This is a genomic window from Gordonia hankookensis (genome assembly GCF_014673215.1).
Lineage (GTDB): Bacteria > Actinomycetota > Actinomycetes > Mycobacteriales > Mycobacteriaceae > Gordonia > Gordonia hankookensis.
The window spans coordinates 257,262-283,504 of record NZ_JACWMS010000002.1; the positions used below are offsets into that span (position 1 = coordinate 257,262).

General features: G+C 66.2%; 23 protein-coding genes. 16 read left to right on the forward strand and 7 right to left on the reverse strand.

The window, feature by feature from the left end:
* Positions 1-65: 65 nt before the first annotated feature.
* The gene (locus tag IDF66_RS08460; protein ID WP_190266507.1) at positions 66-854 is read right to left on the reverse strand and encodes a 2-keto-4-pentenoate hydratase; all 789 of its coding nucleotides are present in this window, start codon (positions 852-854) and stop codon (positions 66-68) included.
* 142 nt (positions 855-996) lie between these two features.
* Positions 997-1,821 (reverse strand): SDR family NAD(P)-dependent oxidoreductase, encoded by an 825-nt coding sequence (locus IDF66_RS08465; RefSeq protein WP_190266508.1) that lies wholly within the window; start codon positions 1,819-1,821, stop codon positions 997-999.
* Positions 1,822-2,009: 188 nt separating this feature from the next.
* On the opposite strand from IDF66_RS08465, the gene IDF66_RS08470 reads away from it, so the two are divergent.
* The 5 genes from IDF66_RS08470 (at position 2,010) to IDF66_RS08490 (ending at position 7,352) form a co-directional block, all read left to right on the forward strand.
* The gene (locus IDF66_RS08470) at positions 2,010-3,185 is read left to right on the forward strand and encodes a Rieske 2Fe-2S domain-containing protein (RefSeq protein ID WP_190267394.1); all 1,176 of its coding nucleotides are present in this window, start codon (positions 2,010-2,012) and stop codon (positions 3,183-3,185) included.
* A gap of 58 nt (positions 3,186-3,243) precedes the next feature.
* Positions 3,244-4,422: an acyl-CoA dehydrogenase family protein gene (locus IDF66_RS08475; RefSeq protein ID WP_190266509.1), complete on the forward strand. Its 1,179-nt coding sequence runs from the start codon at positions 3,244-3,246 to the stop codon at positions 4,420-4,422.
* A 42-nt stretch (positions 4,423-4,464) separates the two neighbouring features.
* Entirely contained in the window at positions 4,465-5,370 is a 906-nt protein-coding gene (gene bphC / locus IDF66_RS08480) for a biphenyl-2,3-diol 1,2-dioxygenase (RefSeq protein ID WP_190266510.1), read from the forward strand.
* Positions 5,371-5,562: 192 nt separating this feature from the next.
* Positions 5,563-6,423 carry an IclR family transcriptional regulator gene (locus tag IDF66_RS08485; RefSeq protein WP_190266511.1) on the forward strand — a complete coding sequence of 287 codons (861 nt, stop codon included), beginning with the start codon at positions 5,563-5,565 and terminating at the stop codon, positions 6,421-6,423.
* Complete coding sequence (locus IDF66_RS08490; RefSeq protein ID WP_190266512.1) at positions 6,420-7,352, forward strand: alpha/beta hydrolase; 933 nt, start codon at positions 6,420-6,422, stop codon at positions 7,350-7,352. Before IDF66_RS08485 ends, IDF66_RS08490 begins: the two co-directional genes overlap by 4 nt.
* Positions 7,353-7,358: 6 nt before the next feature.
* Here IDF66_RS08490 and IDF66_RS08495 read toward each other — a convergent pair whose 3' ends face one another.
* Positions 7,359-8,036, reverse strand: a complete 678-nt coding sequence (locus IDF66_RS08495) for a PadR family transcriptional regulator (RefSeq protein ID WP_387999050.1) — start codon at positions 8,034-8,036, stop codon at positions 7,359-7,361.
* Positions 8,037-8,162: 126 nt separating this feature from the next.
* Between IDF66_RS08495 and IDF66_RS08500 the strand changes: the two genes are divergently transcribed.
* On the forward strand, positions 8,163-8,678 hold the full coding sequence (locus IDF66_RS08500) for a flavin reductase family protein (RefSeq protein ID WP_190266513.1): 516 nt from the start codon (positions 8,163-8,165) through the stop codon (positions 8,676-8,678).
* 70 nt (positions 8,679-8,748) lie between these two features.
* On the opposite strand, the gene IDF66_RS08505 is transcribed toward IDF66_RS08500, so the two are convergent.
* Positions 8,749-10,392, reverse strand: coding sequence for a flavin-containing monooxygenase (locus IDF66_RS08505; protein ID WP_317628633.1), 1,644 nt, complete (start codon positions 10,390-10,392; stop codon positions 8,749-8,751).
* Positions 10,393-10,588: 196 nt separating this feature from the next.
* On the opposite strand from IDF66_RS08505, the gene IDF66_RS08510 reads away from it, so the two are divergent.
* The 6 genes from IDF66_RS08510 to IDF66_RS08535 all read left to right on the forward strand — a co-directional run bounded on the left by IDF66_RS08510 (position 10,589) and on the right by IDF66_RS08535 (position 17,703).
* On the forward strand, positions 10,589-12,175 hold the full coding sequence (locus tag IDF66_RS08510) for an FAD-binding protein (RefSeq protein ID WP_190266514.1): 1,587 nt from the start codon (positions 10,589-10,591) through the stop codon (positions 12,173-12,175).
* Complete coding sequence (locus IDF66_RS08515; RefSeq protein WP_190266515.1) at positions 12,162-12,539, forward strand: nuclear transport factor 2 family protein; 378 nt, start codon at positions 12,162-12,164, stop codon at positions 12,537-12,539. The genes IDF66_RS08510 and IDF66_RS08515 overlap by 14 nt, the downstream gene beginning before the upstream one ends.
* A gap of 11 nt (positions 12,540-12,550) precedes the next feature.
* Positions 12,551-14,215: an FAD-dependent oxidoreductase gene (locus tag IDF66_RS08520; protein WP_190266516.1), complete on the forward strand. Its 1,665-nt coding sequence runs from the start codon at positions 12,551-12,553 to the stop codon at positions 14,213-14,215.
* Positions 14,216-14,518: 303 nt separating this feature from the next.
* Entirely contained in the window at positions 14,519-15,310 is a 792-nt protein-coding gene (locus IDF66_RS08525; protein WP_190266517.1) for a glucose 1-dehydrogenase, read from the forward strand.
* Between the two features lie 8 nt (positions 15,311-15,318).
* Positions 15,319-16,206 carry an alpha/beta fold hydrolase gene (locus IDF66_RS08530; RefSeq protein WP_317628634.1) on the forward strand — a complete coding sequence of 296 codons (888 nt, stop codon included), beginning with the start codon at positions 15,319-15,321 and terminating at the stop codon, positions 16,204-16,206.
* A 27-nt stretch (positions 16,207-16,233) separates the two neighbouring features.
* Positions 16,234-17,703 (forward strand): FAD-dependent oxidoreductase, encoded by a 1,470-nt coding sequence (locus IDF66_RS08535; RefSeq protein WP_190266519.1) that lies wholly within the window; start codon positions 16,234-16,236, stop codon positions 17,701-17,703.
* A 160-nt stretch (positions 17,704-17,863) separates the two neighbouring features.
* Here the strand turns inward: IDF66_RS08535 and IDF66_RS08540 are convergent, their stop codons facing one another.
* The 3 genes from IDF66_RS08540 to IDF66_RS08550 all read right to left on the reverse strand — a co-directional run bounded on the left by IDF66_RS08540 (position 17,864) and on the right by IDF66_RS08550 (position 21,264).
* Positions 17,864-19,366 (reverse strand): MFS transporter, encoded by a 1,503-nt coding sequence (locus IDF66_RS08540; protein WP_190266520.1) that lies wholly within the window; start codon positions 19,364-19,366, stop codon positions 17,864-17,866.
* A 270-nt stretch (positions 19,367-19,636) separates the two neighbouring features.
* Positions 19,637-20,464, reverse strand: a complete 828-nt coding sequence (locus IDF66_RS08545) for a mycofactocin-coupled SDR family oxidoreductase (RefSeq protein ID WP_190266521.1) — start codon at positions 20,462-20,464, stop codon at positions 19,637-19,639.
* On the reverse strand, positions 20,464-21,264 hold the full coding sequence (locus IDF66_RS08550) for a mycofactocin-coupled SDR family oxidoreductase (protein WP_190266522.1): 801 nt from the start codon (positions 21,262-21,264) through the stop codon (positions 20,464-20,466). Before IDF66_RS08550 ends, IDF66_RS08545 begins: the two co-directional genes overlap by 1 nt.
* A gap of 178 nt (positions 21,265-21,442) precedes the next feature.
* Here IDF66_RS08550 and IDF66_RS08555 point away from each other — a divergent pair, with 178 nt between their 5' ends.
* The 4 genes from IDF66_RS08555 to IDF66_RS08570 all read left to right on the forward strand — a co-directional run bounded on the left by IDF66_RS08555 (position 21,443) and on the right by IDF66_RS08570 (position 26,219).
* Positions 21,443-22,510 carry a ferredoxin--NADP reductase gene (locus tag IDF66_RS08555; RefSeq protein WP_190266523.1) on the forward strand — a complete coding sequence of 356 codons (1,068 nt, stop codon included), beginning with the start codon at positions 21,443-21,445 and terminating at the stop codon, positions 22,508-22,510.
* A 37-nt stretch (positions 22,511-22,547) separates the two neighbouring features.
* The gene (locus IDF66_RS08560; RefSeq protein ID WP_190266524.1) at positions 22,548-23,504 is read left to right on the forward strand and encodes a tyrosine-protein phosphatase; all 957 of its coding nucleotides are present in this window, start codon (positions 22,548-22,550) and stop codon (positions 23,502-23,504) included.
* A 97-nt stretch (positions 23,505-23,601) separates the two neighbouring features.
* Positions 23,602-25,353, forward strand: a complete 1,752-nt coding sequence (gene kstD / locus IDF66_RS08565) for a 3-oxosteroid 1-dehydrogenase (protein WP_190266525.1) — start codon at positions 23,602-23,604, stop codon at positions 25,351-25,353.
* A gap of 5 nt (positions 25,354-25,358) precedes the next feature.
* Entirely contained in the window at positions 25,359-26,219 is an 861-nt protein-coding gene (locus IDF66_RS08570; RefSeq protein WP_190266526.1) for a MaoC/PaaZ C-terminal domain-containing protein, read from the forward strand.
* Positions 26,220-26,243: the final 24 nt, after the last annotated feature.

Genomic DNA, 26,243 nt, shown 5'->3' on the forward strand with positions numbered 1-26,243 from the left:
TACATGTCGAAGTTCAGTTGTTCCGTTGTCGGCCGCCGGCCGAGTCGGCACCGCCGCCGGTCGGGCTAGTCGAAGTCCAGGGTCACGCTGCCCAGCCCCTCGAACTCGGCGACGAAATGGTCACCCGAGCTGATGTCGATCGCGCGGGTCGCGGTGCCGGGCAAGATCACGTCGCCCTTGCGGAGTCGCACGCCGAAGCCCTCGACCTTGCGGGCCAGCCAGGAGACCGCGTTCAGCGGGTGCCCCAATACCGCCGACGAGTTGCCCTTGGCGATCACCTCACCATTACGGTGCAGCACGGCGTCGATGTTCCCGGTGTCGATCTCGCTGATCGGGACACGTTGTTCGCCGAGAATCCAGCCACACGACGATGCGTTGTCGGCGATGGTGTCACACAGGGTGATCTTCCAGTCCTTGATGCGCGAGTCGATCAGCTCGATCGACGGCACCACCCACTCGACCGCCTCGATCACGTCCTCGTTGGTACAACCCTCGCCGGGCAGATCGGCGCCGAGGATGAAGCCGACCTCCACCTCGACACGCGGAAAACAGAGCTTCTGCGCGTCGATCGGGGTCTTCTCGAAGTACTGCATCTCGTCGAGCAGATGGCCGTAGTCCGGCTCGTCGACGTTCATCATCTTCTGCATGGCCTCGGAGGCGAGGCCAACCTTGTGACCGGCAACCTTCGCGCCGGCATCGAGCCGTTTGCGGATGTTGATCAGCTGGATCTCGTAGGCGTCGACGACATCCAGGTCGGGATGGGTGTCGGTCGGCCGGTCGATCGCGACCGCGGTCTTCTCCGCGTTCCACAGATCGGCCGCGATCTGCTCACGAATTGCCTGGTCGACCGCCACTTCGTCTCCTTCTCCGTTGCCTTCGGCCCGCCCGATGCGCTCCGGGCGCCATCGAGTGAACGTGTTCTAGTTTAGAACATGTTGCAGATTCGCGACATGCCGCCGCCACTCCCCATCGGTCGAATGACGTCGCCAGATGAGGTCAGGCGTGCGAACCGCCGTCGACCCTCAGCTCGGTGCCGGTGATGAACGCCGCGTCCTCGCTGGCCAGCATCGCGACCACACCCGCCACCACCTCCGGCGGAGCGAAACCACCACCGGCCAGCAGCGGCGTGGGGAACAGTGAGTAGTCGGCATCCTCGGGCAGGCCCGGTCCAACACTCTGTCCGCTCGCCCCGCTGCCGTCGGTCATCCCCGACGAGATCGATCCGGGCTGTACCGCGTTGAACCGGATGCCCGCCTTCCCGTATTCGGAGGCCAGGGCGTGGGTCATCGCCTGGATGCCCCCCTTGCTCGCCGCGTACGCGGCCATGTAGGGATGCGCGAATGCCGCAGAGGTCGAGCTGAAGTTCACCACCGCGGGTGACGATCCCTCGCGCAATGCCGGGATGGACTCACGGATCATCAGGAAGGTACCCGTGAGATTGATCCGGATGACGCTCTCGAACAAATCCACCGACATCTCGTGGCTGTGCGCCGAACGCAGGATTCCCGCGGCGTTGACCAGGACGTCCAGGCCACCGAGCGACTCGACCGCCGCGGCAACACCCGCCCGGACCGATGCCTCGTCGGACACGTCGACGACAACAGTGGTCAGGGTCGCCGAGGCACCCGCCTTGTCCTTGGTGTCGGCCAGGCCAGCCTCGCTCACATCGGCCGCGACAACCTGCGCCCCTTCCTCGAGCATCCGCAGTGTGGTCGCCTGACCGATCCCCGAACCCGCACCGGTGATCAGGACCCGGCGTCCCCCATACCGCTGTCCCACGCGGTGTCGTCCACCGTGTTGCTGTCCGCTGCCTGGCTGCATCGCAGTTCTCCCTTTCTCGGCGCTACCCCAGCGATACCACCAGACGACGTCGTCGCGGGTGCAATCGGCATCCACTCAGCGGGAAGCCGGAATTCCCGCCCACTGACCGGGAAGGAGCCGTTCGGTTGCGACGGGTTCCGACCACCATCGAGAACGTCACCAGTCCGCCTGGAGAGTTGGAGGTCTCGATGCTGGGTCACACGACGAATGGTCAATCCCCCTCGGAAACGGAGGGGTTCAGAACAATCGAAGCGGCGGCCGCACCTGCCCGCTTCGCCCGCGGCTGGCACTGCCTCGGGCTGCTCGACACCTTCCGGGACGGTCGACCTCACCAGGTGAAGGCCTTCGGCACCACGCTGGTGGTCTTCGCGGCGCAGGAGACCGGCAAGCTCCACATCCTCGACGCCTACTGCCGGCACATGGGCGGAAACCTCGCGCTCGGCACCATCAAGGGCGACTCGATCGCCTGCCCCTTCCACGACTGGCGGTGGGGCGGCAACGGTCGCTGCACCGACATCCCCTACGCCAAACGGGTCCCCCCGGTGGCGAAGACCCGGTCGTGGCCGACGCTCGAGCGCAACGGTCAGCTCTTCGTGTGGCATGACCCGCAGGGCAGCAAGCCAACCGACGACGTGACGATCCCCGAGATCGAGGGATTCGGAAGTCCGGAATGGACCGGCTGGACGTGGAACTCATTGCTTGTCGAAGGGTCTCACTGCCGCGAGATCGTCGACAACGTGGTGGACATGGCGCACTTCTTCTACGTTCACTACGCATTCCCCCGCTACTTCAAGAACGTCTTCGAGGGCCACGTCGCCACGCAGTACATGCGATCCACTCCTCGCCAGGACATCGAGGTGGGGACGAACTACGACGATCCGAACTCCACGTTGCGTTCCGACGCATCGTATTTCGGTCCGTCTTACATGATCGACTGGCTGTGGAGCGAGGCCCAGGGCATGACGATCGAGACCGTCTTGATCAACTGCCACTATCCCGTAACGTCGAATTCCTTTGTGCTGCAGTACGGCGCGATGGTCAAGAAGCCCGAGGGCATGTCCGACGAGGCGGCGGCCGGCATGGCCGCGCAGTTCGCGCAGGGGGTGGAGATGGGCTTCGAGCAGGACATCGAGATCTGGAAGAACAAGGCGCCCATCGACAACCCCCTGCTATCCGAGGAGGACGGTCCGGTGTACCAGCTGCGCCGCTGGTACGAGCAGTTCTATGTCGACGTCGACGAGGTCACCGACGACATGACCAACCGCTTCGAGTTCGAGATCGACACCGAGCGGGCGGTACAGAGTTGGGAGGCCGAGGTCGCCGAGAACATCGCCAACAGCAACACAGTGCAAGCGCACGCCTGACCGCTCCGACCACGGGCGCCGGTTTCACCGAACACCACACGAGCACGAGGACACGAACATGAACGAAGCACTCGAGAACATCACCGCGCTGGCCGAGGAGATCCGCGGTCAGGCGGACGAAGCCGAGCGGATCGGCCGGCTGCCCGACGAGACCGCGAAGAAACTCAAGGCCGCCGGACCCATCCGCCTGTTGCAGCCCAAGAAGTACGGCGGCTATGAAGCTCATCCGCGGGAGTTCGCCGAAACCGTGATGGCGGCCGCCGCACTCGACGGCGCGACCGGCTGGGTCTGCGGCATCGTCGGCGTCCACCCGTGGCAGTTGGCTTTCGCGGATCCGAAGGTCCAGGAAGAGGTCTGGGGTACCGACAACGACACCTGGATGGCGTCACCGTATGCCCCGACGGGGCTGGCCGTCCCGGTCGACGGCGGATACGTCTTCAACGGCCGCTGGCAATTCAGTTCCGGCACCGATCACTGCGACTGGATCTTCCTCGGTGCGCTGCTCGGCACGGCCGACGGCTCGATCGCCGACCCCCCGACGATGTTGCACATGATCCTTCCCCGCAGCGACTACCAGATCGTCGACGACTCATGGAATGTGGTCGGCCTCAAGGGAACCGGTTCCAAGGACATCATCGTCAAGGATGCGTTCGTCCCCTCGTACCGCGTGATGAACGGCGACCAGGTGATCGACGGCAGCGCGCAGCGCGAGTACGGCGTCACCGAGACCCTCTACAAGATGCCGTGGTCCAACATGTTCCCGCTGGGCATCTCCTCGGCGGTCATCGGGATCGCCGAGGGCGCGCTCGCCGCCCACCTCGACTATCAGCGCGAACGTGTCGGCGCCCAGGGGGCCGCCATCAAGGACGACCCCTACGTCCTGTTCGCGGTCGGCGAGGCCGCAGCAGACATCAACGCGGCCCGGCAGGAGCTGCTGGCCACCGTCGACACCATGTGGGACATCGTCGACGCCGGCAAGGAGGTGTCGTTCGACCAGAGGGCTGCCGGGCGACGGACCCAGGTGCGGGCCGCATGGCGGGCCGTGATGGCGGTCGATCAGATCTTTGCGCGCTCCGGGGGCAACGCCCTGCGCATGGACAAGCCACTGCAGCGATTCTGGCGCGACGCACACGCCGGACTGAACCACGCAATTCACGTGCCGAGCACGGTCTATCACGCCTCTGCCCTCAGCTCGCTCGGCATCGAGCCGCCCGAGCCGCTGCAGAAGATGATCTGACCGGAAATCACACGGAACAACATGACCGACAAAGGAATCGACATGACAGAGATCAAAGGACTGGGCTACCTCAAGATCCAGACCAACGACATCGACCGATGGCGCACCTTCGCCTTCGACGTGTTGGGGTTCGCCCAGGGCAGCGGTCCCGACGAGAACGCCCTGTACCTCCGCATGGATGAGCGCGCAGCCCGCATCGTCGTCGTCGCGGGAGACACCGACGAGGTCGTCGAGATCGGCTGGGAGGTCCGCGACGGAGCGGCGCTCGCGCGAGTCCAGTCCGCGCTGGAACGGGCCGGCGTTGCCGTGAAGCCGTTGTCCGTCGAAGAGGCCGAGGTCCGCCGCGTCGAGCAGGTCATCTCCTTCACAGATCCGACCGGGGCCAACGTCGAGGTGTTCCACGGACCGGTCCTGGATCACAGCCCGATCGTCACCCCGTTCGGAGCGACCTTCGTCACCGGCGCACAGGGCCTCGGACACGTCGTACTGCCCACCACGGACCCCGTCGGGGCGCTCGATTTCTATACCGATGTCCTCGGGTTCCTGCCTCGCGGAGCGATGCGCCTCCCGGCGCCACCGGAGTTCGGCCCGATGCGAATCCGGTTCCTCGGCATCAACGAGCGCCACCACAGCCTCGCCCTCTGCCCCGCGCCCCACGGCGGAGCACCGGGTCTCATCCACGTGATGGTCGAGGTCGACTCCCTCGACGCGGTCGGCCAGGCCCTCGACCGTGTCGTCAAGGACGGCTTCTCCGTCTCGTCCACGCTGGGCAGGCACACCAACGACAAGATGGTGTCGTTCTACGTCCGAGCCCCCGGTGGGTGGGACATCGAGTTCGGTACCGACGGCATGAAGGTGGACGAGGCCCACTACACGGCCGAGGAGATCACCGCCGACAGCTACTGGGGTCACGACTGGTCGGGCAGCGAGCCGCTGGCCGCGATGTAGCAGCGATCTGCAGTCATGAGACAGGCGGGGCGTTTCACCTGAGGGTGGGACGCCCCGTCTTCGTCACGAGGTGCCGGCCGGGGCCGCCCGAGATTTGTGTGACAGCGCCCACATTATGTGTTACTAATAGGCATATGCCTATTAGGCATAGCGTGCAGCCCGCACTCCTCACCGCTCCCCCATGGAGGTGTCATGACCCTCGAGATGGAGACATCCACCCCGAATGCCGTACTCGACCGCGTATCCCTCGTCCTCGACGCATTCGACGGACCAGGCCGGCTCACCCTCGCCCAGATCGTGCGGCGCACCGGCCTCCCGCGATCGTCGGCCCATCGAATGTTGGAACGTCTGGTCGCGCTGAGGTGGCTACGTCGGCAGGGACGTGACTACGAACTGGGTATCCGCTTGATGGAACTGGGCTCGATCGCAGTCCATCAGGATCGCCTTCACGAGGCGGCCCTCCCGTTCCTGCACGAGTTGCACCGGACCACAGGATTCGTCGTCCATCTCGCGATCCTCGACGGATCCGACGTGGTGTACCTGGAGAAGATCGGTGGCACCCTCGCGGCCGCCATCCCGACCCGGGTGGGCGGCCGCCAGCCGGCTCACTGCACCGCGGTCGGCAAGGCGATCCTCGCGCACTCGGGGCAGGTGGACACCCGGGAACCCGAAGCAGGCGGACCGCTGCCCCAGAAGACGCGCTACTCCATCTCGACGCGCTCTCGGCTCGAAACCGAACTCGTCAAGATCCGCACCCACGGAATCGCCTACGAGCGTGAAGAGTCGCTCCCCGGCATCGGCTGTGTCGCGGCGCCGATCGGCGACATCGACGAGGCCGTCGCCGCGGTATCGGTCTGCGGTCCCGCAGATCGGATGAACTTCGATCACCGGCTGGCGGCACCCGTGCGCATGACGGCCTTGGCCATCTGGCGCAACCTGGAGGGCGGATCGGGCCGGGTGGTGCCCACCCTGCAGCGCAGGCATCAGCATCTCGGGATGCGTAGGGCGTCGGTCTCCCCGATCAGCGGCGCGCCGACCCGCGTGGCGCGATGATCGACCCGGGAGTCGCGGCCATCCTGCCTCGCCTGAACGGGGGATTTCCGCGCGTGGAGACGATGTCGGCCCCGGCGGCGCGGGCAGCCATCCGTGCCCGGCTACAAACCGGTCCGGAGCCCGTGCCGGTGGCCCGCGTCCATGATCGGACGGTCCCCGGGCCTGGTGGCGAGATCCCGGTCCGGATCTACTGGCCCCTGGACGACGACGTCGAGACCGCACGAGCGCTGATCGTGTTCGCCCACGGCGGCGGTTTCGTGTTCTGTGACCTCGACAGTCATGACGACCTCTGTCGTTCGATGGCGAACGGGACCGGCGCCGTCGTCGTGTCCGTCGACTATCGTCGCGCTCCCGAACATCCGTGGCCGGCTGCTGCCCATGATGTCCACGCCGTCACGATGTGGGCGTCCGAGGTGGCCTCCGACCTGGGCGCGGATCCGGAGCGCCTGATCGTGGCCGGTGACAGCGCAGGCGGGAATCTCGCCGCCGTCGCGTCGCTGCTGGCCCGCGAGGCAGGCAAACCCCGTATTCGTGCGCAGGCGCTGCTCTACCCGGTCGTTGCCGCTGACTTCACCAGTGACTCATACGTCCGGTTCGCCGACGGCCACTACAACACGGCAGCCGCGATGAGATGGTACTGGGATCAGTACGTCCCGAACCCCGAGGACCGCACACACCCCCACGCCTCTCCCATTCGCGCGGACCTCGCAGGCCTGCCCCCGACACTCGTGATCACTGCCGGGCATGACCCGCTGTGGTCGGAAGGCGCCGACCTCGCGCGTGCGCTCGACGCGGCCGGGGTCCGCACCGTCCACCATGACCACGCAGGCGCCATCCACGGATTCATGACGATGCCCGTTCTCGACCTGTGTGAAACCGCACGCATACAGGCTTGGGCCGATCTTCGCGCCCTGGTGGATCAGGTCTGAGATCGATCAGTCGTCGTGTTCGGTTGCGCGGACCTGCTTCTCGACCTCGCGCCAGTGTCCCGGTCGTGGGCGGGGGAAGCTCTCACCGTGCTTGCCCGCGGTGAAAATCTCTTCGGCGCCGTCGATCTCGTCGATCAGCTCCAGCGCCAGTTCCCGTTCGTTGGCGTAATAGCGCTCGGCCCATCGCATCGCGATCCGTGCGTACGCCCACGCCGGTTCCGCCTCGGCAGCGGCGGCATCGACGGCGACCCTGTGCTGCAACGCCTCAACCCGCTCCACATGTTCACGGAGCATCGCCTTGACTGTCTCCGGCGTACTGAGGTGGCCGAATGCGGTCCGCAGCAACACGCCGTGCTTGAGCATCGGAGGATCCACCGGTGCATCGAGCGCCCAGATGCGCACCGCCCGCCGGCCGGTATCGGTGATCTTGTAGACCCTACGATTGCGGCCACCATCGCCGGTGGCCATCCGCGACGTGGCGTACCCGTGGTTCTCGATCCGTTTGAGCTCGGAATAGACCTGGCTGAACGACGGACTCCAGTAATAGTGACGAAGGCTCCAGTCCGCCCACTTCTTGATGTCGTACCCGGAGACCTCTTCCTCGTACGCGAGCATGCAGAGGACAGCCCATGAGGTCGGAGGAAGATTGGGCAGGTCCTCGAAGTCGACTTTTTCCGAGGTCACGCGCAAAATGCTACCAACCTGGTGGCCGGAGGCTCGCGACGTGGCCGCGCACTCAGCGGGACAGCCCGTTGATTCGTCGACGCGCGGAACTGATTCTGTTGTAACACGGCAACTTTCGGAGGAATCATGAGTCACGACAAAGTGATCACCAGGCAGCTCGACATCGATGAGGGCAGCCTGCGGCGGGTGTGGGGCAACTTCGCGACCGGCGTGGCGGTGATCACCGCCCACGACGGGACGGAACCCATCGGCTTCACCTGCCAATCCGTCGTGTCCGTCTCCTTGACACCGCCGCTCATGTCGTTCTGCCCGTCCGCGACATCCACGAGCTGGCCTCGGATCCGTGCGATCGGCGAGTTCTGCATCAACATCCTCGCCGACGATCAGCACGAGATGTGCCGCCAGTTCGCCCGAACCGGGACCGAGAAGTTCCGGGGCGTCGGCTGGCGACCCGGTCTCGCCGGTGCTCCCGCACTCGATGACGCGCTGGCCCACATCGACGCCCGTCTGGACGCCGAGCACGACGCCGGTGATCACACCATCGTGGTCGCGCGGATCACCGGGTTGTCGGCGCAGGAAGCCAAGGGCCCGTTGCTCTTCTTCCGGGGTGACCTCGGCACCTTCGGCGATCTCGACGGGTGACCGACGGCGCTCCCCGCTGTGCAACCAACGGGGAGCGCCGGTGTGGTCGGTCGATCTGACCGCGAGCAGGTCAGCCGGGTTCGGGCCGGCTACGGATCAACTCGAAGCCGCGGTACCCGTCCGCCGCCACTTGCTCGACGATGTCGCGATATACACCGAATCCGCCGACGAACGGCATGAACACCCTGGGCTTTCCCGGGATGTTCGCACCCAGGTACCAGGAGTTCGCCTCGGGCATCAATGTCCGAGCAGCACGCTCCGAGCACTCCCGGACCCAACCGTCGACCGCGTCGGGCCGGGCCTCGATGGCGTCGGCCCCGACGGAGTCGAGAGCCGTGAGTGCGTCGGCCACCCAATCCACGTGAAGTTCGGAGTGCAGCACCATGTTCGCCAGGACCGACGGGCTGCCGGGACCGGTCAGGTTGAACAGGTTGGGGAATCCGGCGACACCCAGACCGAGGTAGGTTCGCGGTCCTTCGCTCCAGGCCTGCTTCAGGGTCTCCCCATCACGCCCGACGACATTGATCCGTTCCACCGAGCCGGTCATCGCATCGAATCCGGTGGCCAGCACCAGCGAATCCAGCTCGATAGATCGACCGCCGACGTCGATACCCGAGGGTGTGATCCGGTCGATCGGTGCCGCGCGCACATCGATGAGGTGCACATTGGGACGGTTGAACGTCTGGAAGTAATTGTCGTCGGTGCAGATCCGCTTCGCACCGATCGGATGGTCGCGGGGGATCAGGAGATCGGCCACCGCCGGGTCGTCGATCACGGAACGGATCTGCTGCTCCCAGAACTCCTGGGCAGTCCGGTTCGCGTCGAGATCGGTCAACTGGTCCGGGAAGGTCTTGCTGAACAGCACTCCGCCCAGGAGCCAACGCTTTTCATATGCCTCACGGCGTTCGTCGTCGGACACGTCCAGCGCCGACCGCGGGTGCGGCTGGTGTGGTGAGCCCCCGCCACTCTCCATCGATCGGCGACGACGCTCCGGGTAGCCGGCCTTGTGGGCCGCCCGCGTCGCGTGGTCGACCGGCACGTTTCCGGCCGGGATGCTGTAGTTCGGTGTCCGCTGGAAGACATGGAGCTCCGCCGCGGTCTCGGCGATGCGCGGAATCGCCTGTATGCCCGACGATCCCGTACCGATGACCCCGACACGTCGCCCGGCGAAGTCGACGCCGTCGTGCGGCCACGACGATGTGTGGTGGACATCGCCTGCAAACGATGTCAGGCCGGGGATCTGCGGGATGTTCGCACTCGAGAGCGGTCCGAGCGCGAGTACACAGAACCTGGCCGACACCTCCTCACCGGTATCGGTCCGCACCAGCCAGCGAAGTGTCGACTCGTCGAGCGTCACGTCGATGACCCGGGTGTTCAATGCGATGTCGCGCCGGAGGTCGAATCGGTCCGCCACATGGTTGAGGTATCGGAGGATCTCGGGCTGGGTGGCGTACTTCTCACTCCAGTCCCAGTCCTGCTGCAGCTGTTCGTCGAAAGAGTAAGAGTAGTCGACACTCTCGACGTCACAACGCGCGCCAGGATAGCGGTTCCAGTACCAGACGCCGCCCACCCCGCCGCCGGCCTCGTAGACCTGGACGGAATGTCCGTCACGTCGGAATCGCTGCAGTGCATACAATCCCGCGATTCCCGCACCGACCACGACGACGTCGACGGTACGCACATGTGCGGCTGCTGCTGAGTTGGTGCTCTCCACGTGAGTTCGCCTTCCGATCGCTACGTTTCACTGACCGCCGACGCTAGGATCGCGAGCCCGCCTGCTGCCAGTGGTCCTCCCGCTGATCGGCACACCCGACGGCGGGCACATCACCCTCCCGATCATCGGGACAACGCACCTCCGCAACTCGCCCTGCTCACCTACCGTCGGCAGTGGTTCACAGAAGGGGAACAGCATGCACTGGGACGACGAAGTAGATGTGCTCGTCGCGGGATCGGGTGGCGGACTCGCCGGCGCCTACACCGCGGCACGTGAAGGACTGCGTGTGGCCGTGGTCGAGGCCACCGACAAGTTCGGGGGTACCACCGCGTATTCCGGCGGCGGCGGGATGTGGTTCCCGTGTAACCCGGCATTGCGCCGAGCAGGCACCGACGACACCCTCGATGCGGCACTCGAATACTTCCACGCCGTGGTCGGCGATCGCACTCCGGCCGATGTCCAGCAGACCTACATCCGTCGCGGATCCGACGTGATCGAGTACCTGGAGAGCGACCCCGCATTCGCCTTCGAGATGTTCCCCTGGCCCGACTATTTCGGGAAAGCACCGGCCGCTCGGCTCGACGGTCAGCGCCACATCACTCCCGTACCTCTGCCCGCGTCGGAACTCGGCGACCTACGTGACTCGTTGCGCGGACCGCTCGACACCGATCGGCTCGGCGCGCCACCGCCGGATCTGCTCATCGGCGGACAAGCGCTCATCGGACGATTCCTCAAGGCCATCAGCCGGTTCCCCAATGCGTCACTGCACCTCGACTCGCCACTGGTCGACCTCGTCGTCGAGGACGGTTCGGTGGTCGGGGCGATCGTCGAACACGACGGGACCCGCCGCGCGATCCGGACCTTCCGTGGCGTGCTGCTGGCTGCCGGTGGTTTCGAGCAGAACGCCGAGATGCGTGATCGGTTCGGGGTTCCCGGCTCGGCGCGCGACACGATGGGCCCGTGGGGGAATCTGGGCCGCGCACACCAGGCCGCGATCACCGCGGGCGCAGACCTCGACCTCATGGATCAGGCGTGGTGGTCGCCCGGGATGACCCATCCGGACGGGCGCTCGGCGTTTGCGTTGTGGTTCACCGGCGGCATCTTCGTGAATCAGCATGGGCAGCGATTCGTCAACGAGTCCGCACCGTATGACCGACTGGGCCGCGAGGTCATCGAGTACCTCGAACAGGAATCGCTGACTCTGCCGTTCTGGATGGTCTACGACGACAAGGAAGGTGTGGTCCCGCCGGTCAAGGCGTCCAACGTGTCCATGGTGGAGACCGAGGACTACGAGTCAGCAGGACTGTGGCACTCCGCCGACACGCTGGAGGAACTCGCCGCCAAGATCGGTGTCGACCCGGCGGGACTCGTGGCGACCGTCGAACGCTTCAACAAGTTCGTGGCCGACGGCGTCGATCCGGACTTCGGCCGAGGCGACGAAGCGTACGACCGCGCGTTCTCCGGCGGGGAGCCGCCGATGGTGCCGCTCGATCAGCCGCCCTATCACGCAGCAGCCTTCGGAATCTCCGACCTCGGCACCAAGGGCGGAGTGCGCACCGACAGCGCCGGAGCCGCCCTCGACACAACGGGCCGACGAATCGGTGGCCTCTACGCCGCGGGCAACACGATGGCCGCGGTGAGCGGGACAACCTATCCGGGCGGCGGCAACCCCATCGGCGCCTCGGTCCTGTTCAGTCACCTCGCCGTGCTCGACATGCTCTCCCGCACCGGAGATCCCGACCCCGACATCACGATCTCGAGGAGTTCCGATGAATCCGAATGACCTGATCCGCTCTCGGGTCCTGCAATATCTGTCGGCGATCGGAGCCGGAACGGCCGCAGACATCGCTGCCCTCTACGCCGACGACGCCACCGTCGAGGACCCCGTGGGTTCCGACATCCGAGCCGGCCGAACGGCGATCGAAGAATTCTACGGCGCGCTCAGTGGCGCCGACTGCGACGCCGAACTCCTCACCCTGCGCGTGTCCGGCAACACCGCTGCATTCGGATTCCGCGTCACCACACGCACTCCCGACCAGGTCATCGTCGTCGAACCCATCGACATCATGACGTTCGACGACGACGCCCAGATCACCAGCATGCGTGCGATCTGGGGGCCCGACGACCTGACCATCAAGAACCGATAGAGAGACCGGACATGACCACAGATGACCTGAAGTGGGATCGCGACGTCGATTTCGTCGTCGTCGGGAGCGGGGCCGGCGGGCTCACCGGTGCCCTGGCCGCCGCCGCGGAAGGACTGGACACACTCATCATCGAGAAGGCCTCGGTCTTCGGCGGAAGCACGGCACTGTCAGGCGGCGGGGTCTGGATTCCGAACAACGCAACGCTCCGCCGCGAGGGGATCGTCGATTCACGCGAGAGTGTCCGCGCGTATCTCGACGCCGTCGTCGGCGACCGGGTTCCCTCGGCCAACGTCGACGCCTTCATCGACGAGGGACCGCGAATGGTCGAATTCCTGGAGAAGACCAGCTCACACATGCGTTTCCAGTGGTGTCCGGGGTACTCCGACTATCATCCGGAGCGGCCCGGCGGTCGTCCGGAGGGCCGGTCGATCGAGCCACTGCCTGTCGATCTCAGGCAACTCGGCGAGGACGAGGACCGGTTGCGCCCGGCCGCCCTGGCCACGCCTCCCGGACTGTTCATCACGTCGAAGGACTTCGTCGCGCTCAACATGGTGATGCGCACCTGGAAGGGCAGACGTACCGCGTTGATGACGGGGCTCCGGGCAATCAAAGCGGTTGTCCTGCGACGTCATATGGACACGCTCGGCCGGGCACTCGTGGCCCGGCTCCGACTGGCGCTGAAGGATGCCGGCGTGCCGCTGCTCCTCGACACACCCTTGCAGTCACTCATCACCGACGCATCCGGCGGCGTGATCGGCGTCGTCGCCGACCATCGCGGCGAACAGATCCGCATCCGGGCGCGTGCCGGAGTGCTGCTGGCGACCGGAGGTTTCGAACACAACGACGAGATGCGCAAACGCCATCTGCCGTCCGGAGGCCAGGACGACTACAGCGCGGCGTCGAACGACAACACGGGAGACGGGATCGTCGCAGGCGTCGACGTCGGTGCCGCGGTGGACCTCATGGATGACGCCTGGTGGATGCCGTCCTTCCAACGCCCCGACGGCATCAACCAGGTCCTGGTGTCCGAGCGATCGATTCCGCGTTCGATCATCGTCGATCAATACGGCCGACGGTTCACCAACGAGGCGGCGCCCTACGTGACGTTCGTACACGCGCAGCTGGCCGGCGGTCACGAACCGACCTGGTTCATCTTCGATCGCACCGCGAAGAACCGGTACCCGGTCGGCGGCATCATGCCCGGACAATCGTTCCCCGCCGACTGGTCACAGAGCGGTCTCCTGGTGAAGGCGAGCACCCTCGGCGAGCTCGCGCTCGCCATCGGCGTCGACCCGGCCACCTTCACCGGAACCGTCGAGCGCTACAACGGTTTTGCCCGCAGTGGCAAGGATCTCGATCATGGCAGGGGCGACAGCGCGTACGACAACTACTACGGCGACCCCAGTCTCGACCACCCCACACTCGACGTTCTCGATCGCGGCCCGTTCTATGCGCTCCGCATGCGGGCCGGCGACCTCGGCACCAAGGGAGGTCTCGTGTACAACGCCGACGCACAGGTCCTCCGCGACGACCGAACCGTCATCGACGGCCTGTTCGCGACCGGCAACACCTCGGCCGCGGTGATGGGCAACGACTATGCGGGCGCAGGCGCAACCATCGGCCCGGCCATGGTCTTCGGCTACGTCGCCGCGCGGCGCGCCGCCGCCGACCGCTGAGGCCTGCTGTGCAAGAGTTGACCTGCGGCACTTGCCGAACCACTGTCCTCGCCGAGAAGTTCAGTCCGAGCCATACCAGCATTCAATGGCTCGAGGACGCCAACCACGCCTGCCCCGAGTTCGCTCGCATCACTGCGGCCGGCGAGAACGTGAGCGCCATCCCGACGTGCCCCGCGCTCCGCGATTCCATCGAACAAGCCGCCCGCAGCGGATGGTTGGCGACCGACAGCATTCGGGTCGAGCCGACCCGCGGACTACCCCACCGATCACGCCGCGATCAGAACACCCCAGGAGACTGAGATCATGAGTACTGCAACAACACCTTCGGACACAGCACAATTGGCCGGGAAGGTGATCGTCGTCAGCGGCGGCGCTCGGGGCCTCGGCTCGGCCTTCGCGCACCGCATCGTCGAGCGCGGTGGCAAGGTGGTCATCGGCGACATCCTCGACGACGTGGGCAAGCAGACCGCCGAGGATCTCGGTGACGCCGCGCGCTACGTCCGTCTCGACGTCACCGATCCCGACCAGTGGTCCCAAGCCGTCGCGCACGCACAAGCCGAATTCGGCTCCCTCACAGGGATCGTCAACAACGCCGGGATATCGACGGGAGCATTCGTCGAGCAGGACACCCTCGAGAACTTCCGACAGGTCCTCGAGATCAACCTCGTCGGCGTGTTCAACGGCATCCGCGCCGCCATCGCACCGCTACGGGCGGGCGGCGGCGGATCGATCGTCAACATCTCTTCCGCGGCCGGACTCACCGGGTTGCCACTCACCAGCGGCTACGGCGCATCGAAATGGGGTGTCCGCGGTCTCACCAAGCTCACTGCGGTAGAACTCGCGGCGGATCGCATCCGGGTCAACTCGGTCCACCCCGGGATGACCTATACGCCGATGACATCGTCGATCGGTATCGAGACCGGCGACGGCAAGTACCCCAACACACCGATGGGCCGGGTCGGGCTCCCGGATGAGATCGCCGGTGCCGTGAGCTTCCTCCTGTCCGACGACGCCGCCTACATGACCGGGGCAGAGCTCGCCGTGGACGGCGGATGGACCGCCGGTCCCACCGTCGCCTATGCGATGGGCCAGTGATCGTGACCGTGACGAATCCCGCCGTGGCCCTGCCCGGAGCGACGACACACGAGATCACCACGTCCCGGGGCGTCCTTCGCTACCACGAAGCCGGCGACGGACCGGTGCTGCTACTCCTGCACGGTTCGGGACCCGGTGTCACCGGGTTGCGCAACTTCCGCGGAAACCTGCCGTTCTTCGCCGAGCACTTCCGTTGCCTCGTCCTCGAGTTCCCCGGGTTCGGCGTCAGCGACGACTTCGGCGGCCATCCGATGGTCACCGCGCTGACAGCGGTCGAGGAGTTCGTCGACACGCTGGCTCTCCGGGACGTCGCGATCATCGGCAACTCGATGGGCGGTGGCGTCGCCCTGAGCTATGCGGCCGCCCACCCGGACACGGTGCGGAGCCTCGTCACGATCGGCGGAATCGGCACGAACCTCTTCAGCCCGGGACCCAGTGAGGGAATCCGGCTTCTGCAGGAATTCACCGACGACCCGAACCGCGAGCGACTCGTGCGCTGGCTGCACTCGATGGTCTACGACCCTGCCCTGATCACCGACGACCTCATCGAGGAACGCTGGGCGCAGGCCACAGAGCCCGGCACGCTCGAGAGTGCGCGACGGATGTACGGCTCATCGGCATTCGCGGCGATGATCGCGGCGATGGAGAACTCGGACACTCCTCCGCCCTGGGCCACGATGCACAAGGTCACCGCACCCACTCTGCTGACGTGGGGTCGCGACGACCGCGTGAGCCCGCTGGACATGGCCTTGATCCCGATGCGGACGATCCCGAGCGCCGAGCTGCACGTCTTCCCGCAATGCGGCCACTGGGCGATGATCGAGCAGAAGTCGGCGTTCGAGAGCGCAGTGCTGGCATTTCTGCGTCGGGAGCCCGTCGGCGACGTCGAACGATAACGAGAGCTATCCCGCAGGAGGCCAGGCATGCACGCCACGACCAGATCCGTCCGACCGCTGGCAGCATCCGAGGTCGACGAGTTCACCCACGAAACCGACGTGCTGGTGATCGGATTCGGCTGTGCCGGTGCGGCCGCCGCCCTCGAGGCCGACACCGCCGGCGCCCGCACAATCCTCCTCGAGCGGCAGAGCGGTGGCGGAGGATCGGCCGCGTTGTCCGGCGGCGAGATCTATCTGGGTGGCGGAACCGGGATCCAGCAGGCGTGCGGATTCACCGATACGCCTGCGGAAATGGAGAAGTTCCTGCTCGCGGCCCTAGGCCCGGACGCCGACGCCGACAAGGTCCGCCACTACTGCCACGGCAGTGTCGAGCACTACGAATGGCTGGTCGCACAGGGCGTTCCGTTCACGCCGTCGCTGTGGGACTCACCCACCTGGGTCCCACCGACCGACGACGGCCTGATGTGGATGGGAGAGAACGCGTATCCCTTCTGTGACCTCGCGACACCGGCACCGCGCGGTCACCGCGTCACGTCGGATGGCTTCGGCGGCAAGGTCCTGATGGCGGTGCTCAGTGACGCGATCGCGGCATCGGGAGTGGCCGTCCACACCGATACCGCGGTCCAACGACTCATGGTCGAGGGCGATCGCGTCGTCGGCGTATCCGCCCGTCATTTCGGCGAGACCGTCACCTACCGGGCGCGACGCGGGGTCGTGATCACCACCGGCGGATTCGCGGACAACACCGCGATGCTCGCTCAGCACGCCCCACAGCTCGTCAGCCTGGGCGTGAACAGCGACGGCGGCGACGACGGTCGCGGTATCCGGATGGCACAGGCCGCCGGTGCCGCGATCCGACACATGTCGGCCGGCCAGGTCGGCATCTCGTTGATCCCCGGAATGATGGTCCGCGGAATGATCGTGAACGAACTGGGCCAACGCTTCATCAACGAGGACGTGTACCCCGGCCTGGTCGGTCAGGCCGCTCTGTTCAAGCACGGATTGCGGGTCTGGGTGATTCTCGACGAGAAAGGGTACGAGGAGGTCCCGGAGAACGAGAGATGGGGTGTGGTACCTCATTTCGTCGCCGAGTCCGTCTCGGAGCTCGAACGCGAGGTCGGCATGCCCGACGGAGCCCTGCAGAACACCGTGGCCGAGTACAACCGGTATGCCGGTGAGGGCATCGATCCCTACTTCCACAAGTCTGCGCGGTGGCTACGGCCATTGCAGGCTCCATTCGCCGCCATCGACGTCCGCAAGGGCATCGCCCCACCGGAATACGGAGCCGCCGGTGGCGGTGGTGCAGAGGTCTTCACCCTCGGGGGCCTGTGCACCACGGTCGACGGCGCGGTTCTGGATCTCGACGGAGAGGCGATACCAGGACTCTTCGCGGCCGGGCGCGCGACGTCGGGGCTGCACTCCTGGGGCTACATCAGTGGCACCTCGCTGGGCGACGGCACGTTCTTCGGCCGACGCGCAGGCGCCGCTGCCTCCTGAGACACGACGTCGCTCCTCCATCCCGAACACTCTCCCTCGATCGAAGCAGCGGGAACGAAACACCACACGGTGTCGCGTATCCGACGCCCACCCATATCACGGTCCTTCGACCCTTCGTGAGTGGTGCACGATACGCGACACCGTATGGCGTCGTTGCCGATCAGGCAGCGCCCAGAACTCCAGCGGTCTCGGCGATTTCGTCAGTCGCGCGTCGTGGCATGGCGAGCGCTGTCAGCGCGCCGACCACCGAGACGATCGCACCGATCACGAAGGCCACCGTGAACCCGTCCGAGTCATAGAACGTGGCGCCTTGCGCAACCATCGCCACGTGCGAATTGTTCAGCACGGTGAACGCGACCACCGACAGCACCGCCGGGAAGATGCTCTGACTCACCGCAACGATGCTGGCCGTACTCGCCTGCAGCGTTGGTGACACGGCCTCGATCACCAGGTTCGGCACGGCCGCATACGACATACCCTGTCCCAGGCCGAGAATCACCGCTCCCAGGATGATCGTCGACTTCTCCGAATGGTTGAACGCCACCACGAGCATGCCGATCGCCATCAAGGAGAGGCCCGCGAGCATGAGCAGCCGCGGAGCGAATCCGCGGCTCACCAACACACCGACGAGCAGTCCGCCTGCCACGATTGCGATCACCATCGGCAGCTGGAACAGCGCGAAATCCTCAGCCGACAGACCCCAGCCGTACCCGAGTCCCATGATGCCGGGAACCATCACCATCATCGGCAACAGAACCGCGAACAGCCCGGAGATCCCATAGGCGACACCGGCACTGATGGTCGTGAGATACACCGGACGACGACGCAGAACGTCCAGATCGACCAGCGGCGCGGCAACTGTTCTCGCCGACACCAGCCATGCCATGAGCAACGCGGCCCCACCGAGGAGGTAGGTGAGGGTCGATGCTGCGGTCCAGCCCCAGGACGGCCCGAAGCTGACGCCGACCAGCACTCCGGCCAGGCCCGCACCGAGCAGCACCGCGCCGACCAGGTCGACGGTTGTCCGCACCCTCAGCGGCGACTCGTCGACCGTGACCAGGATCGCGAAGCCGATCGCGACCACCACGGCGAAGAGAAACCAGAAGATGCTGCGGAATCCGAAGTCGTCGATCAGCCAGCCGGTGAGGAACGGCGCAGGCACCGCAACCAGGCCCATCCCGGTCGTCGCGATGCTGACCGCCAGTGCGACGGCTTTCGGCGGGAACACATCTCGGATCAACGAATAGCCGAGAAACAGGCACGGGACGAGGAATCCGGCCAATGCACGGCCGGCGATCATCACGCCGTACGAGGGTGCGATCGCCGACAACAGGCATCCGGCCGCGGCGAGAGCGACACAGGCGAGCAGGAGCCGCCGCTTGCCGAACATGTCCGAGAGGCGACCGATGACGGGCGCCGTGACCGCGCCGGTGAGCAGGAATGCTGTGAGCAGCCAGGCCCCCTGAGTCGTCTGATAATGCGTGACGATGAACGGTAGTGCCGTCGAGATCATCAGATAGCTGATCGCGAGGACCTCCAGCAACAGCACGATGGACACGAGACCGAGCACGAGCCGGGGCGTCCAGACGCGCTGATGGTCGTCCGATGTCGTCGCGCCAGGCGTGACGCTCGAGCCCTCGCTCGGAGTGGGTTGTACAGGCATCGCGTACCTTCCAGGAAAACCGGCCCGCAGACCGCGGGTCGGAACAAAAGTGATCGACGACCACCGGATGTGGTGCCAGTCACATCACACCGGCACCGAACCACCTGCACCAGCCGAGGTTCCCGCTGTTCGGGACAGATGGTCATCCCAACGCGTCACGAGATGATCTGCACTGCAACATGATCACGGATGGCAAAGTCTTCGACGCAAACGACGACGTGGCCCCGCTGCACACGGGCCACGTCGTCGGTCAGGGTGCGAGTCGCGCTGTCAGCTTTGCGTCGACCCCGCATCGACGGGCAGCGTGACCGCCGTGATGTATCGCGCCTCGTCCGAGGCGAGGAACAACGCGGCGTTCGCGATGTCGACCGATTCGATCCACGGGACCGGCAACATGTTCATCGTCTGGGCCGCGGCTGCGAACTCCTCGCGGGTGGGATTCTCCAGATCTGGCCGGAACGCTTTTCGGACCATGGGGTTCTGGATCATCGGCGTGTCGACGTTGGTCGGGTGTACCGAGTTCACCCGAATGCCGTAGGGCGCCAGTTCATGTGCCAGCGACCGCATCAGGCCGACGACGCCGTGCTTGGCCGACACGTAGTGGGCCACTCCGGAGAGTCCACGCAACCCTGCGATGGAACTGGTCAGGATCATCGCACCACCACCCTGCTCGATGAGGTGGGGCGCGGACGCCTTGCAGGTCTGCCACACTCCCGTGAGATTGACATCGAGCATCGTGTCCCACTCGTCATCTCCGAGTTCGACCGCGGCCCCCTTCGAGGTGATACCCGCTGTGGCGCACACGATGTCGAGGCCACCGAGATCGGCAACGGCAGCATCGACGGTGCCGCGGAGGGCCTCGCCGTCGCGAACGTCGACGACGGCGGAGACCACCCGTGCGCCCAGCTTCTCGGCAAGCACTGTCACCTCGGCGAGATCCTCGGGAGTCGATGGCGGTGTCACCGTCGTCTCCACTGACCGGCAGATGTCGACGGCGATGATGTCGGCCCCTTCTTCGGCGAAGCGCAAGACCTGAGCCCGCCCGATGCCGCGCGCCGCACCTGTCACCAAGGCCACCCGCCCTGCCACGCGGCCCATCACGAGACCTTCGCCACGAGGCCGGCGTCGACCACGACATTCGTCCCGGTGACGTAGCGTGCCTCCGCGGACAACAGGAACAGCACGGCGTTGCTGACGTCTACGGGGCTGACCCACGGCACGCCGAGCAGATTGCGGGCGGCGAGCGCGACTGCCGCGTCGTCCTCGACGGGTGCAGCGAGGTCGGGACGCAGCTTCGCGAAGACGCGCTCGTTGAGGATCATCGACGTACCGACCGATCCCGGATGGACGGCGTTCACCCGAATACCGTTCGGGCCGAGTTCGTTCGCCAACGTCTGGGTCAGCCCGACGACACCGTGCTTGCTCGCGCAGTAGTGCGCCGTCCCGGCCATCCCCTTGAGCCCGTTGGTCGAACCGATGATCACCAGCGATCCGCCCGGTTGCATCAAGGGCACCGTCGCCTTGACCGTGTGCCACGCTCCGGTCAGATTGATGTCGACGACTCGGCGCCAGTCGTCCTCGTCGATCTCCCAGGATGGGCGGGCCTCCGGGTAGACACCTGCGTTGGCGACCACGGCGTCGAGGCGGCCGAGCTCGTCGACGCCGTGACCAACAGCCGCAGCGAGGCTCTCGAAGTCGCGGATGTCGGCACAAGCAGTGACGCAGCGCCCACCCACCCAGTCGACCTCGCGTACCGTGCCGGCCAGGTCGTCGGCCGACGCCTCGAGATCGACCGCGATGACACTCGCGCCCTCCTCGGCGAGCCGCACGCAGTGGCTTCGCCCCATCCCCTTGGCCGCGCCGGTGACCAGGACGACCTGGTCACGCATGCGATTCATTCGGTTCTCCCGGAGCACCTGTGCATGGCCGCGACCCTAAGGCCGTCACCCCCGGACGAGGCCGCACGCCTCCCACTCAGTGGGCGGCCACCGACATCTCTCCCGGACAACAGAATCCGCCACTGCGCGGGGCCGACCCACCACACACCATGACGTCATCACAACGAAGGAGGTTGGTATGACGACGGTTGCCGCCGGCGTGGCCCCGCCGCGTCCAGCGTCGGCCCGGGTCGCACGAGTCATCGACGAGACCCGGGACGCGAAGTCCATCGTGTTCGAGGTGCCGTCCCACCGCGCGCACGACTTCATCTATCGTCCCGGGCAGTTCCTCACTCTGCGCATCCCGAGCGACACGACAGGGTCGGTGGCCCGCTGCTACTCCCTCGCCAGTTGCCCGGTGAGCGACGACGAACTGATGGTCACGGTCAAGCGCACCGAAGATGGCTATGGCTCCAACTGGTTGTGCGACAACGTGTCCGAAGGAGACATCGTCGACCTTCTCCCGCCGTCCGGCGTCTTCACGCCGGCGTCGGTGCACGAGGACCTCCTCCTCTGGGGAGCCGGTGGTGGCATCACCCCGCTGTTCTCGATTCTCAAGTCCACCCTCGCGACCGGGAGCGGGCACGTCACGCTCATCTACGCCAACCGCGACGCCGATTCGATCATCTTCGATGGGCGACTACGCGACCTCGCAGCCCGGCACCCGAACCGGTTGGTCGTGATCCACTGGCTCGAATCCGTCCGGGGACAACCCACCGCCGACGAACTCGCACGGTTGGCCGAACCGTTCGCCGATCGCCATTCCTTCATGTGTGGTCCCGCGGGGTTCATGGCAACGGTTCGCGACGCGATGGCAGGCCTCGGCGTACCGCGGTCACGGGTGCACGCCGAGGTCTTCGCATCTCTGCGCGGCGATCCCTTCGCCGAGAGCGCGTCGGAACCCACCGCGGAGTCTGATCCACTCGCCGCGACCGACGCGGCGACCGCGCAGGTCGTCAGCGATGGGAACACCCACACCATCGACTGGCCGCGATCGCAGAATCTCGTGGAAGCGATGCTCGCCCACGGGATCGACGTCCCCTATTCCTGCCGCGAAGGGCAATGCGGCACCTGTGCGTGCGTCGTCGTCGACGGCGACGTGACGATGACCGACACCGGCGTGCTCGACGAGGACGACCTGGAAGCCGGCTACGTCCTGGCATGCCAGGCCCGTCCGCACAGTGATTTCGCCCGGATCAGATTCTGATCGGCATTCCACTCGAGAAAGAGGTAACCATCCCGTGTTGACCACCATTCGCCGTCGTAACGGCATCCGCCTCGCCGTTGCGGCCGTCAGCATCTGCCTGACGTCCGTCGGCATCGCCACGATTCCGGAGTCCGCACCGTCGGCATCCGCGGCTCCGGTCGCCGGCGCGAGCCTCGGGATCTCGGCCGTCAATGCGCGTGATGTCGGCGGTTACGCGACCCGGGACGGTTCCACCGTCCGCACCGGCGTCGTCTATCGCAGCAATGCACTCAACACGCTGACCGATGCGGACAAGCAGAAGCTCGTCGCACTCGGCGTCACCGATGTCGTCGACGTCCGGTCACCCAACGAGGTCGCCGCGAGCCCCGACAGTCTGCCGCCGGTCCGGTACACCAAGCGACCGATCTGGGATCCCGACAACGATTTCTATCTGACGGTCAACCGGATCATCGGCAGTGGCCCGGCGGCCCAGCAGCAGGCCCTCGGCGGGGGCGGGGCAGCGCGGATGATGCAGGACTACTACCGCTGGATGATCACGGACGCTGCGGCCCGTCGCCAGGTCGGATCGACCCTGCGTGACATCGCCACGTCCACCACACCGCTGCTCTATCACTGCACCTCGGGTAAGGACCGAACCGGTCTCATCTCGGCTTTCCTGCTGACCGCCCTCGGCGTACCCGAGCGGACCGTCTTCCAGGACTACCTCGCATCGAACTCTCGCCTGGCCGCGAGCAACCAGGCGCAGATGACATACCTCGTCGACCGCGGGCTGGTGACCGACCCCTCGCTGTTCACCCCGATTCTCGGCGTCCAGAGGAGCTTCCTCGCTGCTTCGTTCGACCAGGTCCGCCAGTCGTACGGCTCGTTCGATCGCTTCCTGGATCGCGGACTGGGCGTCGACGCAGCGACCGTGAAGGCCCTCCGGACCAAGATGCTGCACCGCGGGGGTCTGCCTCCGCTGTTCGGATCGCTCGACGTCGGGAGCTCTCGTTGACCCGGAGTTGCGGGCCTCCTCTGGCGTACCATTTCTGCAACGTGTTCTAATTCAGAACGAGAACTTGTTGCACCCCGCGGCGCACGAAGGGACTTCCATGGCCGGCGCGATCGATCCTGCACACCAGAACACCACGGCACAGTCGACAGAGGGCGAGACGTACGACGTCATCGTCGTCGGCGCCGGGGCGGCCGGCTTGAGTGCGGCCATCACGGCCGCCGCGAGCGGTCTGAAGACCGTCATCATCGAGAAGTCCCCGTACTGGGGTGGCTCGACGTCGCGCTCGGGCGGTGGCGTCTGGATCCCGAACAACTCGGTGCTGAAGCGCGACGGTGTCGACGACACCACCGACAAGGCCCGCGAGTATGTGCACGCGATCATCGGCGACCATGCGCCCGCCGAGCGCATCGACGCCTACATCGACCGTGGGCCCGAGGCACTGGACTTCCTCATGAAGAACGCCCCGCTCGACCTCGAATGGGTGAAGAACTATTCCGACTACTACCCCGAGGCCCCCGGTGGCCGCCTCGGCGGTCGGTCCGTCGAGCCCCGCCCGTTCGACGCCCGCAAACTCGGCGATGACCTGAAGACCCTGCATCCGCAGTACACCAAGGCTCCACTGAACATGGTGGTGCTGCAGTCGGACTACCGCTGGCTCAACACCGGTCTCCGGCACTGGCGGGGGCCGTTGCGGATGGCCAAGGTCGGTAGTCGGTTCTTCTGGGCCCGCTCGCGCGGCAAGAAGCTCATCGCGATGGGCGCCGCACTCGCGGCCGAACTCCTTCTCGGGGTCCGTCAGCTCGGCGTCCCGCTCCGTCTCAACACCGGTCTCACCGATCTGCTGACCGAGGACGGCCGCGTGGTCGGCGTGGTCGCCGAGTCCGACGGCGCGACCTTCCCCATCCACGCTCGGCACGGTGTGATCCTGGCGTGCGGCGGCTTCGAGAACAATGCCGAGATGCGGCGCAAGTACCAGCGGGAGCCGATCGGTTCGGACTGGACCACCGGCGCACCGTCCAACACCGGCGACGGCATCAGTGCGGGACAGAAGATCGGCGCTGCGGTCTCGCTGATGGACGACGCCTGGTGGGGCCCGACGATCCCGCTGCCCCGCGGTCCGTGGTTCGCGCTGTCGGAACGGTCCGTTCCCGGCACCTTCATCGTCAACGAGCAGGGACAACGATTCATGAACGAATCGTTGCCGTACGTGGAGGCGGTGCATCAGATGTACGGCGGCGAGTTCGGTCAGGGCGAGGGGCCCGGCACCAACGTGCCGTCGTGGCTGATCTTCGACCAGACCTGCCGCAACCGCTATTTGTTCGCGGGAATCAATGCACGCCAACCGCTTCCGAAGAAATGGCTGGAGTCGGGCGTGGTGGTCAAGGCCGACACCATCGCCGAGCTCGCCGAGAAGACCGGCCTGCCTGCCGACGCCCTCGCGGCGACGACGGAGCGATTCAACGGCTTTGCACGCTCGGGTGTGGACGCCGACTTCGGACGTGGCAAGAGCGGTTACGACCACTACTACGGCGACATCACCAACAAGCCGAACCCGAGCCTCGGCGCGGTGGCCAAGGCGCCGTTCTATGCGGCCAAGATGGTTCCCGGCGACCTCGGCACCAAGGGCGGCATCGACACCGACGCATCCGGTCGCGCACTGCGAGCCGACGGGTCGGTCATCGACGGCCTCTATGCCGCAGGCAACACCAGCGCACCGGTGATGGGCCACACCTACGCCGGCCCGGGCGCCACCATCGGTCCGGCCCTGGTCTTCGGATATCTCGCAGCCCTCGATGCTGCGGCAAAAGCGCAGACCGCCGCACCGTCCACGAGCACCACAGGAGCCTGATCACCGTGCCCATCGATCCATCCGTAGCCGTCGGCGCCGATCTCGGCGAGGTCTCCTTCGAATGGTCGGCCTCCGACGTCGCGCTGTATCACCTCGCCGTCGGCGCAGCGGCCGACCCGATGGACACCACCGGGCTCGCCTACGTCGACGACATCGCGCCGAAGGTACTGCCGACGTTCGCCGCTGTCGCCGCGTCGTTCCACATGACCGAGCCCCCGACAGTCAACTTTCCCGGCATCGACATCGATCTCGCGAAGGTGGTGCACGGGAGCGAGAAGATCACCGCACACCGCCCATTGCCTGCGGCAGGCAAGGCGACAAGCCGGACACGGATCATCGAGGTCCAGGACAAGGGCTCCGCGGCGGTCGTCATCCTGGAAGCAGCGACGTCCGACGAGGCCGGGCCGCTGTGGACCACCCAGTGGTCGATCTTCGCCAAGGGCGAGGGCGGCTTCGGCGGCGAACGCGGCGCGTCCGCCAAAGTGACCTACCCGGATCGCGAGCCCGATCATCGGCTGTCGGTGCCGACGCTCCCCCAACAGGCACTGCTCTATCGGCTGTGCGGCGACCGTAATCCGTTGCACTCGGACCCGGAGTTCGCCGCGAATGCCGGTTTCCCGCGTCCGATCCTGCATGGCCGCTGCACCTACGGCTCAGTCTGCCGCGCCGTCACGGATGCCGTACTCGGTGGCGATGTCACCACGGTCCGCGACTACTCGGCGTCCTTCGCCGGTGTTGTGTTCCCCGGTGAGACGCTGGACGTGAATGTCTGGGACGAGGGCGGGCAACTTCTCGTCACGGCGACCGTCGCCGACCGCGACGGCGCGCCGGCACTGGCGAACGTGGTACTCACCGTCGCGCGCTGACGACACGAGACGCGTTCGGCAACA

What these genes read in the sequence shown, in the direction of transcription:
- bphC (WP_190266510.1), top strand. Translation starts at nt 4,465, where the DNA reads ATGACAGAGATCAAAGGACTGGGCTACCTCAAGATCCAGACCAACGAC.
- kstD (WP_190266525.1), top strand. Translation starts at nt 23,602, where the DNA reads ATGGCCGGCGCGATCGATCCTGCACACCAGAACACCACGGCACAGTCG.
- IDF66_RS08555 (WP_190266523.1), top strand. Translation starts at nt 21,443, where the DNA reads ATGACGACGGTTGCCGCCGGCGTGGCCCCGCCGCGTCCAGCGTCGGCC.
- IDF66_RS08470 (WP_190267394.1), top strand. Translation starts at nt 2,010, where the DNA reads ATGCTGGGTCACACGACGAATGGTCAATCCCCCTCGGAAACGGAGGGG.
- IDF66_RS08550 (WP_190266522.1), bottom strand. Translation starts at nt 21,264, where the DNA reads ATGAATCGCATGCGTGACCAGGTCGTCCTGGTCACCGGCGCGGCCAAG.
- IDF66_RS08535 (WP_190266519.1), top strand. Translation starts at nt 16,234, where the DNA reads ATGCACGCCACGACCAGATCCGTCCGACCGCTGGCAGCATCCGAGGTC.
- IDF66_RS08465 (WP_190266508.1), bottom strand. Translation starts at nt 1,821, where the DNA reads ATGCAGCCAGGCAGCGGACAGCAACACGGTGGACGACACCGCGTGGGA.
- IDF66_RS08515 (WP_190266515.1), top strand. Translation starts at nt 12,162, where the DNA reads ATGAATCCGAATGACCTGATCCGCTCTCGGGTCCTGCAATATCTGTCG.
- IDF66_RS08520 (WP_190266516.1), top strand. Translation starts at nt 12,551, where the DNA reads ATGACCACAGATGACCTGAAGTGGGATCGCGACGTCGATTTCGTCGTC.
- IDF66_RS08510 (WP_190266514.1), top strand. Translation starts at nt 10,589, where the DNA reads ATGCACTGGGACGACGAAGTAGATGTGCTCGTCGCGGGATCGGGTGGC.
- IDF66_RS08500 (WP_190266513.1), top strand. Translation starts at nt 8,163, where the DNA reads ATGAGTCACGACAAAGTGATCACCAGGCAGCTCGACATCGATGAGGGC.
- IDF66_RS08490 (WP_190266512.1), top strand. Translation starts at nt 6,420, where the DNA reads ATGATCGACCCGGGAGTCGCGGCCATCCTGCCTCGCCTGAACGGGGGA.
- IDF66_RS08485 (WP_190266511.1), top strand. Translation starts at nt 5,563, where the DNA reads ATGACCCTCGAGATGGAGACATCCACCCCGAATGCCGTACTCGACCGC.
- IDF66_RS08525 (WP_190266517.1), top strand. Translation starts at nt 14,519, where the DNA reads ATGAGTACTGCAACAACACCTTCGGACACAGCACAATTGGCCGGGAAG.
- IDF66_RS08545 (WP_190266521.1), bottom strand. Translation starts at nt 20,464, where the DNA reads ATGGGCCGCGTGGCAGGGCGGGTGGCCTTGGTGACAGGTGCGGCGCGC.
- IDF66_RS08475 (WP_190266509.1), top strand. Translation starts at nt 3,244, where the DNA reads ATGAACGAAGCACTCGAGAACATCACCGCGCTGGCCGAGGAGATCCGC.
- IDF66_RS08540 (WP_190266520.1), bottom strand. Translation starts at nt 19,366, where the DNA reads ATGCCTGTACAACCCACTCCGAGCGAGGGCTCGAGCGTCACGCCTGGC.